The sequence below is a fragment of the Candidatus Dadabacteria bacterium genome (assembly GCA_026706695.1).
Taxonomy (GTDB): domain Bacteria; phylum Desulfobacterota_D; class UBA1144; order Nemesobacterales; family Nemesobacteraceae; genus Nemesobacter.
This window is the reverse complement of record JAPOYE010000042.1, coordinates 1-12,642: the sequence shown is the minus strand read 5'-3', so window position 1 is coordinate 12,642 and position 12,642 is coordinate 1. Positions and strand designations below refer to the sequence as shown.

The following is a 12,642-nucleotide window of genomic DNA, read 5'->3' as shown; positions in this document are numbered from 1 at the left end:
AAGTGGTAAGATTCTTCAGGAAGTCGCTTGAATCAATAATTTTGCAAGAGGCTCTGGATAATTTGTTTTTACATTGTTACGTACTGAGGGTATACTCCTGACTCTGAGTGCTTGGGAGGCAGCCCCGTTACGGTTCCCCGCCTCCCAATCTTTGAAGGGGGATTCGGAATGAAATACCTGTCAATGTTCCTGTTGATGATGTTCGTTTTCTCAGGTTGCGGCGGTGGAGGAGATAACAGTTCTGATATTGCCAGAATAGAGGGCGAGAGAGCTGCGCTGTATAGCCTGTATGCGAAGGATTCGTCCGGTGAAAATAATAATGACGGATTCCTTAGCGAGGATGAAATAGATTGTAACCATCCTCTCTTTACAAGGAAGGAACCCCTGCCGGAGGGGGGAACCCATCCGGAAGCAGTGGTCTCCCCTGCGGGCACTTACTGGGACTGTCAGGGCAGCAAGGAGTATCTTCACGCAGACGGGAGTACTTCTGCTACCGCAAAGGCAGGTTACGAAGAGGAACAGGAATTCTGGAGTGTCTGCATGATAGGAACGGAACCACCCGAGATAAAGGGAGACTGGGTGGCAACTCAAGACGGTCAGTTATGTGCTCGGACGGATACTCTTCCCGGGATCGTCGTCTGTGTTGATTACGAGGTTAACACGTCGGGCGATGGTGAAAAGAGCCTTACAACAGGAGGCAACGCGGCAGTCTACCATGACGGGCAGCGGCAGCTTTTGCCTTTTTTGGAAGAATCGGTGGAAGAAACTTGCTATTTGCGGGAACAACCGGATTCGTGATCATTTGCCGAATTCCACGTCGCGCACAAACCTGATATCCTGTTTCAGGACTTCCGTTTCAGACACCATTCCCAGAGTGTCATCCTGATTGTCGCGCTAGTGCAAAGTTGATTGACGCGGTAGAGTCGCACCCTCCTATGGCCACGATGCCGTCTAACTCTTTTCCCAGAGCATGCGAAGCGGTACAGCGTAGAATCCTTCGCCGAATCCGACTGATACCTCTCCGTCGTAGAGCACCACTCCTCCTTTGAACCGGCGGCTGCCTACAGCATCCCTGAGTCTGCGCAGGCCTCGGAAATCGGCCATGGTTACCGTTCCTGATGCCTTCACCTCTACGCCTGCCACTTCCATGGTTCCGCGTTCAATAACGATGTCGACTTCCGCGCGGTCTCGGTCGCGGTAGTGATAGAACGACATAAAATCGTCACGGCAGACTGCCTGGCGCCGCAGTTCATGGAAAACGAATGTCTCAAGGAGTTGCCCCAGAAGCGGTCGGTCAACTTCGAGGCCCGCGGCATTTATACCCAGAAGGGCGCAGGCAAGGCCCGTATCGCCTATATGAAGTTTCGGCGTTTTGACGAGACGGCTCTGGTGGTTGCTCTGCCATGGGAGCAACCTCTCTATCAGGAAAGAAGCCTCGAGCAGCCTTACATAGCCTCCTATGGCCGGTCGGCTCAGCTGAAATGATGAAGCCAGACTTGAGAGATTGAACAGTCCCGCAGTCTGGGCCGCGCACGATTCCAGTAACTGCGGAAGCGAATTCGGCATACTAATGCGGGAGAAATCAAGTATGTCTGTCTGCAGTTGATGTAGGTAATCCCTGTACCAGGCTGTCTGCCGCAGGTCGGATGGTAACGCCAAAGCGGCGGGGTATCCACCCGCCGCGATACGTTCGAAGAGATTCCTGCCGAGACGCTCTGTTGTTTCAACCCTGAACCCGCCTCCGAAAAGGGCGTCAAGAAAGCGGGAGGAAGACCGGTTCTCAAGTTCGCATTGCGAAAGAGGGTACAGACGAATTATCCGCATCCTGCCTGCCAGTGAGTCTGAAAGTTTCGGAATCTGCAATACATTTGCGGAACCCGTCATTACAAAGCGGCCGGGCATGCGTTTTCGGTCTACCTGTATCTTCAGAGCGGAGAAGATTTCGGGTACATGCTGTACCTCGTCCAGAATGACGCGCTCGGGAAGTGCGGCAACGAAGCCCATAGGGTCTTTCTTGGCGGTTTTGGATACTGTGCTGTCATCAAAATCAATATAGTGATACCCGGAAGCTCTTATTGCCTGTGGCGCATTCGTCTGATTCTGCGTTGAATCGGTTCCATGCTGCTTAAGATGCATGGGAGCACACACCATTTGTGCCAGAGTTGTTTTTCCGCATTGACGGGGGCCGTGAATCAAGACGACCGGCGAATCTTCAAGAGCCTCAGTCAAGCGTGGTTCTATATGGCGTGGATAAAGCATTATGTTGTTCACAGGGAAATTATAATTTTTATATCGCTGATTGCAAGGTTAAGGAGTCGCTGATTGCAAGGTTAAGGAGTCGCTGATTGCAAGGTTAAGTTTTTTTTCGAGGTTGCCAGACGGGAAAGCACCTTGCGCTGAACAGTCAAAAATCCCCATCTGGAGCTGGAAATCTCCCGTCAGGTTCTCAGTATCCGAAGACGAGGGAATGAAGCGGCGATCTGAGAGTTGCCTTTTGCCGTTCCGGAAAAGATTCAGAGGGTGAAAGTTCAGTGGTTCAGTATCTGGCTTAAAAACAGCTTCGTTCTTTCGTGCTGGGGGTTATGGAAAAAGTCGTCCGGGTTGTTCTGCTCGACTATCTCGCCGCCGTCCATGAAGATGACCCGGTCGGCCACGGTTCTCGCGAATCCCATCTCGTGGGTGACGCATATCATCGTGATTCCCTCGTTTGCGAGCTGTATCATTACCTCAAGCACTTCCTTTATCATCTCGGGGTCAAGCGCGGACGTGGGTTCGTCAAACAGCATGATCCGGGGCTTCATGCAGAGGCTTCTCGCGATCGCCACGCGCTGCTGCTGACCGCCTGAAAGCTGGCCCGGGTACTTGTGCGCCTGCTCCGGAATTTTCACCCTTTCTAGGTACTGCATGGCCAGGGCGTTTGCTTCCGCCAAGGGCATCCTGCGGACCCATATCGGGGCCAGAGTGCAGTTCTCAAGCACGGTGAGGTGGGGAAACAGGTTGAAATGCTGAAACACCATGCCCACCTCGCGGCGGACGGCCTCGATGTTCTTCAGGTCGTGTGAAATCTCTATTCCATCGACGATGATTTTTCCCCTCTGGTGCTCCTCAAGACGATTTATGCACCTGATCAGTGTCGATTTTCCAGAACCCGAGGGGCCGCATACGACGATTTTCTCCCCGCTTCTCACGTTGAGATTTATGTTCTTGAGCACGTGGAACTGGCCGTACCACTTGTGCACTCCACGCATTATTACTGAGTAATCCTCCGGCGCCGGGTCCGTTTTCCCGGCAATCGCTTCCTGTTTCTGCGTCATCTGAGTTTTTCCTCTTATCTTCTGTAGTCGGTTTTAAGCCTATCTTCCAGATAAAGAGAATACCTTGCCATGGCGAAACATGATATGAAGAAGAATATGGCGACGAACAGGTAAACCTCGCTCGCAAGTCCCGTCCACCTGGTGTCGGCGAGAGACGCCCTGCCTATGCCCAGCGGGTCCAGGAGCCCTATGATGATCACAAGCGTCGTGTCCTTGTAGAGCCCTATGAATGTGTTCACGATGCCGGGTATGGAGATCTTGAGCGCCTGGGGAAGTACTATAAGCCGCATTGACGACCAGTAATGAAGCCCCATTGAGTCTGCCGCCTCGAACTGTCCCTTCGGTATCGCCTGCAGTCCTCCGCGGATGACTTCCGCCATGTACGCGGATGCAAACAGCGTCACCATGATCAGCACGCGCAGCAGCAGATCGAAAGTCATTCCCGGGGGAAGGAAGTAATTGAGCATCGTCGAGGCCACGAATAGAAGAGTTATAAGCGGCACTCCGCGGATAAATTCTATGAAGCCTATTGAAAATATCTGGATGATTGGAAGATTTGACTGGCGTCCGAGAGCCAGCAGTATCCCGAGCGGAAGCGAAAAGGCGATGCCCGTTATGCCGATTACAAGCGTGAGCATGAACCCGCCGAACTGATCCGTCTCAACGGGCGTAAGGCCGAACCCGCCGACCAGAAGCCAGGCGGCGACGAAGGGAAAGGCTACGGCGATGTGAAGGGAATACCTGCGAAGCGGCGCCCTGTCGAAAAGTATCGGGATAAGCGTGAGGATCAGAAGCACGAACGAGAGATTGACCCTCCAGCGCTCCGCCGCGGGATAAAAACCGTAGGTAAACAGGCTCAGGCGTTCGCTGATGACCGCCCAGCACGCTCCTGCGGCCTTGGCTCTGCACTCGTCACGGTTCTCGGCCGTCCAGGTTGCGTCGAAAAACAGCCATTCAAGAAGCGGCGGGACGGTCTCAATTATAAGCCAGCACGCAAGAGCTGTTATGATTATGTTCGTGGGAGTTGAAAGAAAATTTTTCCTTACCCACGCCCACGGTCCTATCATGCTCCGAGGCGGAGGAAGATCGGGATGTTCTCCGACTTTGTAGCTCTGCTCGTTTATTGTGATCTCCTCCTAGCGTTCAACCAGCTTGATCCTTCTGTTGTATACGTTCATTGCGGCCGATATCAGAAGCGACAGTATCAGGTAAAGCACAAGCACTATGATCATGCATTCCATTTCCCTGCCGGTCTGGTTAAGCGAGATGCCTCCTATAGTGGCGACTATGTCCATGTAGCCTATTGCGATGGCGAGGGAAGAGTTCTTCGTGAGGTTAAGGTACTGAGAGGTAAGCGGCGGTACTATCACGCGGAGCGCCTGGGGAATTATGATCAGACTAAGCGTCCTTGAGCGGTTTATCCCGAGTGAGAGTGACGCCTCGGTCTGCCCGTAGTTAACGGCGAGTATTCCCGCCCTTACTATCTCGGCGATAAATGCCGCAGTATACAGGGAAAGCGCAAGCCAGAGAGCCATGAATTCCGGGCGCACCACCAGTCCTCCCTGAAAGTTAAATCCCCTGAATTCCGGTATCTCGAAAGTGATCGGTGAGCCAAGTAGAAAATAGGAGACAAGCGGAGTTCCCAGCACCGCACCTAGCGATATCCAGAATACGGGGTAGTGCTTGCCCGTGTCCCTCTGCACTCTGGCCGCGTATCTGCGGAACAATACGGCGAAGGCAAGGCCCGCGACAAGCGCTCCCAGCACCCCCATAAACAGGGGTTCGAAAAGAGGTTTCGGAATGTAGAATCCTCGGTTCGCGAGAAAAATCGTGTTGCCGAGACTTACTGCCTCTCTCGGCGCGGGAAAAGAGGTCACTATGATTCCGTACACAAGGAGTATGTGAAGCAGTACGGGAACATTCCTTACGTAATCTATGTAGATATGGGCGAGTTTGCTTGCGAGCAGGTTTTTTGAGAGACGGAGGACCCCCAGTACGAAACCCGCGACCGTCGCCAGAACGATTCCGCACGCGGCCACGAGCAGGGTGTTAAGAATTCCCACCAGCATCGCGCGAAAGTGGGTGGAACGGGATGTGTATTCTATTAGCGTCTGGCTTATATCGTAGCTTGCGGGTTCCCATAGGTAAGCGAAGCTGAACCCCTTGCCTATGGCTTCCAGGTTTACTACGGCGTTTCTTACGAGGTACGCCAGGGTTGCGAAAATCAGTACAACCGCCGCGGTCTGAACGATTACCGCCCGGGAGTGCTCATCTCTCCATACTCGAGATAAAAAAACATGCGGACGCATTTTCTTCTTGCTGCTCCCGGGCTTAAATCGTTACGGTTTCATGTCCGTCCGCGGTCAGCGGATGGGCGCCGCGTAAAGAATCCCTCCGTTTTTCCAGGAAGCGTTAAGCCCTCTTTCCAGGGCAAGAGGGGTTTTTGTTCCCAGATGCCTTTCGAATATCTCCCCGTAGTTGCCTACGGCCTTGATGGCGTTAACGGCCCATTTGTTGTCAAGACCGAGCATTTGACCCATGCTGCCTTCAGTGCCCAGAAAACGGTTCATGGACGGGTTTTTCCCGGGTTTTGAGGCGAGTCCGGACACGTTTTTCGAATTGATGCCCATCTCCTCGGCGATTATGAGCGCGTTCACAACCCATTTGCCGATGTCGGCCCAGCGGTCATCGCCGTGGCGCACGGCGCCCCCGAGAGGCTCTTTCGAGATGATCTCGGGAAGAATTACGTGTGCCGACGGATTCTTGAGCGCGGCGCGGGTCGAGGCCAGAGCTGAAGCGTCAGTGGTGTAAACGTCGCATCTTTTGCTCGTGTAGGACTTTATGCTTTCCTCATTGGTCTCGGTGTTCACCGGTTCGTACTTCATCTTGTTTGAGCGGAAGTAGTCCGCCAGATTGAGTTCCGTCGTGGTGCCTGCCTGAACGCAGATGGACGCTCCGCCGAGCTGCGTGGCCGAGGTTACGCCCAGATCCTTGCGAATCAGGAAGCCCTGACCGTCATAATAGTTCACCGGCAGGAACGTGAGCTTAAGGTCGACATCGCGGCTTAGCGTCTCGGTGGTGTTTCGGAACAGGATGTCGCCTTCGCCGGAATTAAGCAGCGTGAAACGCGTTTTGTTCGTGGACGGGACGAACTTCACCTTGTCGCCGCTTCCAAGCACCGCGGCCGCCACGGCGCGGCAGAAATCAACGTCAAAACCCGTCCAGTTGCCTTTTTCGTCCGGCGACGCGAATCCCGCCAGTCCCGATGAAACAATACAGTTTACCTTCCCCCTTGTCTTAACGTCTTCAAGCGTGCCCGCTTGGGACACGGCTGTGGATAAAAACAGTACGGCAATAACTGCCAGAAACTTTATTGCTCTCATAAAACTGAGCCTCCTTTGGAATAAAATGATTTGAATCTGCTAGTCCGCGGATAGATCAGCACTGCTTCCGCCAAAGCAATATAAAATCATATTTCCCGGCATTTTTCAATTTGTCGTGAAGAATTTGTCGTGAAGAATTTCATGTTACCCACTCGGCTGACAGAAGTTCTGCCTGTTCAAGCACGGTGCGGGTCGCTTTTTCCTGCTTGTCAGGGGGGTAGCCGTGGCTGCGCAGCACCTTTTTTACAAGCAGACGCAGTTTCGCGCGGACGCTCTCGCGAAGAGTCCAGTCGATCTCAAGGTTCTTCCGCACGGTTTCCACAAGCTCTTGGGCTATGGCGCGCAGCACCTGATCTCCAAGAACCCTGACGGCGCTGTCGTTTGTCTCAAGGGCGTCGTAAAAGGCGAGTTCCTCTTCCGAGAGTCCGAGTTTTTCTCCACGGGCGGCGGCCTCGCGCATTTCCCTTGCGAGTTCAATCAGTTCCTCGACGACCGCGGCTGCTTCTATGGAGCGGTTCTGGTAGCGGCGGATTGTCCGCTCAAGCATCTCTGTAAACGACCTTGACTGGACGACGTTTTTGCGTCTGCGGGCTGATATCTCGCTTTTGAGAAGTTTCTGAAGGAGTTCAACCGCGAGGTTTCGCTGTCTCATTTCCCCAACCTCGGCCAGAAACTCGTCTGACAGTATGGAGATATTCGGTTTCTTGAGCCCGGCGGCGGCGAATATGTCCACTATTCCTTCGGGGGCCACGGCGCGCGAGATTATCTGGCGCACCGCGTGGTCAAGCTTTTCATCCGGAATCTCGGTGTCAGGAGAACGCTTGGCCAGACTCTGCCCCACGGCCTGAAAGAATCCCAGGTCATCCCGTATTCCGAGAGCCTTTTCGTTGGGCACCGACAGGGCAAAGGCCTGGGAGAGTTCGCGCACGCAGCGGATACAGCGGTCCTTTCCGTCTTCCTGCGCGAGTATGTGCTCCTGGGCCCGGGGAAGCAGTTTCAGTTTCTCCTCGGCGGACCCCTCCGCCCATCCTGACCAGTCAAATCCGTGGAAAAGCCCGAGGCATATCTCGTATTTCTCCGTCATCACGGCTACGGCTTCTTTCTGATCAAGGGTGGTTTTCCCTCTGCCTCCGCTTTGCGTATAGTTAGCGAGCGCGTTTTTAAGCTCGTTTGATATTCCGAGGTAATCGACCACGAGGCCTCCCGGCTTGTCTCCGAACACCCTGTTTACGCGTGCTATAGCCTGCATCAGGCCGTGGCCGCGCATCGGCTTGTCAAGATACATCGTGTGAAGACTGGGTGCGTCAAAGCCGGTAAGCCACATGTCCCGCACGATAACGACCTGAAAGCGGTCGCCGCTGTCCCTGAAGCGTTTGGCGAGCGCTTCGCGCCTTGTCTTGTTGCGGATATGCGTCTGCCAGCCCGCGGGGTCGGAAGCAGAACCTGTCATGACTACTTTCATAATTCCCTTTTCGTCGTCTTCGTGGTGCCAGTCGGGACGAAGCCTCGCGATCTCTTCGCAGAGGTCGACGCATATGCGCCTGCTCATGCAGACGATCATGGCCTTTCCCGAAATGGCCTCAAGCCTTGTCTCGAAATGCTCGACAATATCCCTCGCCACCAGTCCCAGCCGCTTTTCCGTGCCGATTATCGCTTCAAGCTGCGCCCACCTGGTTTTGAGTTTTTCCTTTCTCTTTATCTCCTCTCCTTCGGTAGCCTCCTCGAAGTCGGGATCAATCCTCGGCCTCTCGTCCTCGTCAAGTACGACCTTCGCGAGGCGGCTTTCGTAGTAGATCGGCACCGTCGCCTCGTCTTCCACGGCGCGCTCTATGTCGTAGACGCTTATGTAGTCGCCGAATACGGCCCGGGTGTTCGCGTCGCGAAGCTCGATCGGAGTTCCGGTGAAGCCGATGAAAGACGCGTTCGGAAGCGCGTCGCGCACATGTCCGGCGAACCCGTCTTCGAATTCGTACTGGCTTCTGTGGGCTTCGTCTGCTATCACCACTATGTTGCGTCTCCGGGAGAGCGTGGCGTGGCGGGAGCCCTTTTCATCGGGAAAAAATTTCTGGATCGTTGTGAAAATCACTCCCCCCGATTCCACCGAAAGCCTGTTTCGCAGATCTTCGCGATTCTCGGCCTGAACGGGCGGCTGGCGCAGCAGGTCCGCGCAGCGGGAAAACGTTCCGAAGAGCTGGTTGTCAAGATCGTTTCTGTCCGTCAGCACCACGACGGTTGGGTTCTCCGTCGCGGGCTCGCGTATGATTCTCCCCGCGTAGAACACCATCGTCAGGCTCTTTCCTGATCCCTGGGTGTGCCATACCACCCCGATGCGCCGGTCGCCGGGGTCTCCGCCGTGTCTGCGGTAAGGGTCCTGATTTTCTTCGTGCGCCTCCCGGCTGAGTTTCGCGGCGCGAAGAGTTTCCGCCACGGCCACCTTTACCGCGTGGAACTGGTGGTAGCCGGCCATTTTTTTCGCGAGCGCTCCCGCGCCGTCGTTTTCAAAAACTGTAAAGTCGCGCAGAAGCTCACAGAACCGGTTTTTCTCGAAAACGCCTTCAACAATCACCTGGAGTTCAGGGTAGAAGGTGGGAGCCGGGCTTTCGCCTTCGATTGTCCTCCAGCGCTTGAACCATTCAAGGCCTGCCGTGAGGGTGCCTATGCGCGCGGCCACCCCGTCTGATACGACAAGCGCCAGGTTGAAGACAAAAAGCGAGGGAATCTCTTCCTTGTAGGTCTGTATCTGGTTCCATGCGGATGAAATTGTCGCGTTTTCGTCAACGGGGGATTTAAGTTCAATCACGGACAGAGGAAGGCCGTTTATGAACACCACGATGTCGGGGCGGCGGCTGTGGTCGTTTTCAGACACGGTGAACTGGTTAACCGCTATCCAGTCATTGTTGCCGGGTTCGTCAAAATCAAATACGCGCACCTGCGCGCCACGGATTGCGCCATCGCCCCCGCGGTACTCAACCGTCACGCCGTCTGCGGCCATCCGGTGAAACGAGCGGTTTCGGGCCTCAAGGGTCGGTCCCTCGGGGTTTTGCACCTTGCGCGCGGCATCGTCTATGGCTTCTGCGGGAAGTTCGGGGTTCAGCCGGGAGAGCGCCTCGCGCAGAGTTGTTGGGAACAGTACGTCTTTGTGGGTTTCGCGGAGGGAGTTTTTGCCTGGCTGCATGTCCGCTCCGCCGATTACCAGATAACCGATCTCACGGAACCATCCGAGAGCCGCTTCTTCCACTACTGATTCCGATAATAGTGCCATGTGCTATATCTCCTGCTGTTCCAGCGGGATAACGGCCTCAATGCGTGAGAGCCATTGGTCAAAATGTTGACACTCAGATCGTATGCGGTCAATGCCTATCTCTGCCGAGACTCCCGCGCCGTGGGTGACCTTCTTGTATCTCGGGTGAAGAAGGTTTTGAAGGCGTGCCGAAGGGTGCGTGTCAGCCCCGTCGTTTATGTACTCGGGGCTTTTTGCGTTTTCGCGTATGCTCGCGAGTTTTCCGGCAAATGCCTTCCACGCTGGTTCCGCTCTCACGAAACCGGTCGTGTCAGAGAACAGCAGGGCTTCGAATTCGTAGGGCTGAATGTGGGGAAAAAAGCGTTCGGGCAGGCACCCGGCTTCGCGAACGACGGCATTGTGAAGCGCTGTTTCAATTTCTGTTGCGTGGTCAAGCGGGCCCGCCGCCATGGGCGTATTCTTCAGTCCCGGGAAATCCTGCGGCAGGGCAAACAGGTCGAAAAATGTAGTGACATAGGTGTTTCCCCGTTCCCGAAGGGTGTTTCTGAGGTAGCGGAGCACACGTTCTCCGCTCAGCACACCGCCTTTTCCAAGAGGCGAAGTAGAGATGATGCGAGGTTCTGTGAACACTCCCTTAGCCCAAAGCTCGGGATAGAGGAGTTTGTTCACGAAAGCTTCCTCGGTTTGTCCTTCACAGACGATGATGACTTTCTTCATGGCTAAGGTCTGCCGCCAAGCACATTCATTTTCCAGAGGTCGCCGAGAGTGTAGTCTTCAAGCCAGTAGGTAAGGTGTTCCGAACTCAGTCTTCTGAAAACGGATTCGTCGTCCCTGCGGTCGACAACCACTATGTCTTCGGGTTCAAAGTGATTTACAAGGTCTGCGGATTGCGTCGAGACGATTACTTGCCGTGAATCGGCTGCCTGTTTTAACATCTCGGCAAGCAGGGTGAGTGCGTATGGATGCAGTCCCAGCTCCGGTTCGTCAATAAGAATGAGGTTTGGTGGAAAGTTCTCAGGCTGATTTAACAGAGTGGCAAGACAGATGAAACGTAGCGTGCCATCTGAGAACTGTCGGGGACCAAGCGGTCTGTCTGGGTTCCCCCATGCCTCAAACCATTCAAGGTCCATCCGGTCACCGGGGTTCTTTCGATAGACGAAATCCCCGAAGAATGGAGCTGAGAGCCGCACTGCTTCAATGATCCTTCGATAATGGTCAGGGTGGCGTTCTCGGAGATGACGCAGAAAAGGCGCAAGGTTTCCGGCGTCCGGTTTTAGCCGAAGGTTGTCGCGCACATCCGACAGCAGCCGCACCTGGGACGTATCACTCATGTCCTGAAAATGAAACACGCGCCACTGTTCCATATCTGACAGCACGTAGGATGTGAATTCTCCATGATTGATATCCGCCACGCGTGCCTCGCTATGTCCGCCGGGCCATACTGTGTTGCCGGACTCCGTCTTGGAACTGTCAGCAACGGTGTCTTCAGTAATTTCTGGGGAGAGTTTCTCGCCGGAGAAAGCTACTGAGTCGGATGCAGGTTCAAGTGAAAACTCGTATTCGTAGCGGTTGTTTTCGAATGACAGAGCCACTTCAAGCCTTGAAGTCAGTTTTCGTCCGCCGAACAGCAGCGTGTCCGATCCACCCTCGTTTTTGATAAAGAACTGAAGTCGCTTCTGAGAAAGTGCAGAGAGCATTTTAAACAGACTCAGAAGGTTGCTTTTACCGGCTCCATTGGCGCCAATCAGGACATTCAGAGGTCTTAACTCGAAATTTTCGAGACTGCGGATTGACTTGAATCCGCGGACAGTGAGTTGTTTTAGTTGAGACATGGGATTTTTATAGCTCTTCCGGCAACTGTTGCTTGAAAGAGCAAACTGCATGACAACTGAAGTAACATAACCAACATATATTCTCTTTCTTTGATTAGAGGTAAGAATGGGCAATCCGACCATTGCTTGATCATGATTTCATGCACTAGGTTTGGCCATACCTCTAAACTTTTTCCTATTCGTTTTTACTTTCAACAACCTTGACCGCAATATTGAGTCTTTCTGGTAACAACATTTCTTGTATTTCTTGTTACTGTTACAGTAACACAAAGCATTGCGATTTCTGCCCTTACCTCTATGAGATACTAAAGCTAAGGCATCTTCGATGCCTCTGTCTCCGTGAGCGTGTCCCTTCCACGGTTCTTCTCCTTTTGTTCTCCTGTGGGATTGCCAGTAAAAAAACGAAACAACTTTTTTCAATATGAAATCTGTCGCGCTTTTCCATCGGTACTCAGGAAATATTCCCAAGCAACAACTGTTGTAATCACTTTTATCAACATGAAGGTCTTGCAGTTTTATTTCTGAATCAGTTGAAAATCGCAAGATCTTTCCGGAAGTTTCATAGACCTTCGGAAAACCGAATGAGTCTTTTTCATCAAATTTAATTTCTATCTCGTAAGAATCGTATATAGCCTCCCGATGTTGCGAATCATGCTCTAATTCTTTACTTGTATCGTCGTACCAGCAGCAAAAGTCCAAAGTTCCCCAAATGCGGTTGTTCCGTTATTGGACATGTGTTTCCTGAAAACAGTTTTTCGGGACGGTGGGTCTTAGCTATAGCTTGGGGAATGAGGGAAACGCGGACAGGAGCAACACCGAGATTTTTAATTTGTTCTGGCAAACTTTTGCGTATTGCCCTTACCTGATTTGAC

9 protein-coding genes are annotated in these 12,642 nt (G+C 53.4%); 1 reads left to right on the top strand and 8 read right to left on the bottom strand.

All coding sequences use genetic code 11. The features are described from left to right. Positions 1–168: 168 nt before the first annotated feature. Positions 169–798: a hypothetical protein gene (locus tag OXG10_03005; protein ID MCY3826340.1), complete on the top strand. Its 630-nt coding sequence runs from the start codon at positions 169–171 to the stop codon at positions 796–798. A 153-nt stretch (positions 799–951) separates the two neighbouring features. Here OXG10_03005 and OXG10_03000 read toward each other — a convergent pair whose 3' ends face one another. From OXG10_03000 to OXG10_02965, 8 genes are all read right to left on the bottom strand, one after another. Then, positions 952–2,259, bottom strand: coding sequence for an ATP-binding protein (locus OXG10_03000; protein MCY3826339.1), 1,308 nt, complete (start codon positions 2,257–2,259; stop codon positions 952–954). Between the two features lie 269 nt (positions 2,260–2,528). Then, positions 2,529–3,248 (bottom strand): amino acid ABC transporter ATP-binding protein, encoded by a 720-nt coding sequence (locus OXG10_02995; protein MCY3826338.1) that lies wholly within the window; start codon positions 3,246–3,248, stop codon positions 2,529–2,531. Between the two features lie 80 nt (positions 3,249–3,328). Next, entirely contained in the window at positions 3,329–4,381 is a 1,053-nt protein-coding gene (locus tag OXG10_02990) for an amino acid ABC transporter permease (GenBank protein MCY3826337.1), read from the bottom strand. Between the two features lie 69 nt (positions 4,382–4,450). Further along, positions 4,451–5,623 (bottom strand): ABC transporter permease subunit, encoded by a 1,173-nt coding sequence (locus OXG10_02985; GenBank protein ID MCY3826336.1) that lies wholly within the window; start codon positions 5,621–5,623, stop codon positions 4,451–4,453. Between the two features lie 54 nt (positions 5,624–5,677). Further along, complete coding sequence (locus OXG10_02980) at positions 5,678–6,697, bottom strand: amino acid ABC transporter substrate-binding protein (GenBank protein ID MCY3826335.1); 1,020 nt, start codon at positions 6,695–6,697, stop codon at positions 5,678–5,680. Positions 6,698–6,836: 139 nt separating this feature from the next. Beyond that, the gene (locus tag OXG10_02975; GenBank protein MCY3826334.1) at positions 6,837–9,959 is read right to left on the bottom strand and encodes a type I restriction endonuclease subunit R; all 3,123 of its coding nucleotides are present in this window, start codon (positions 9,957–9,959) and stop codon (positions 6,837–6,839) included. 3 nt (positions 9,960–9,962) lie between these two features. Then, positions 9,963–10,655: a DUF4276 family protein gene (locus tag OXG10_02970; protein MCY3826333.1), complete on the bottom strand. Its 693-nt coding sequence runs from the start codon at positions 10,653–10,655 to the stop codon at positions 9,963–9,965. Positions 10,656–10,657: 2 nt separating this feature from the next. Then, positions 10,658–11,770, bottom strand: a complete 1,113-nt coding sequence (locus OXG10_02965; GenBank protein ID MCY3826332.1) for an AAA family ATPase — start codon at positions 11,768–11,770, stop codon at positions 10,658–10,660. Between the last annotated feature and the right edge of the window lie 872 nt (positions 11,771–12,642).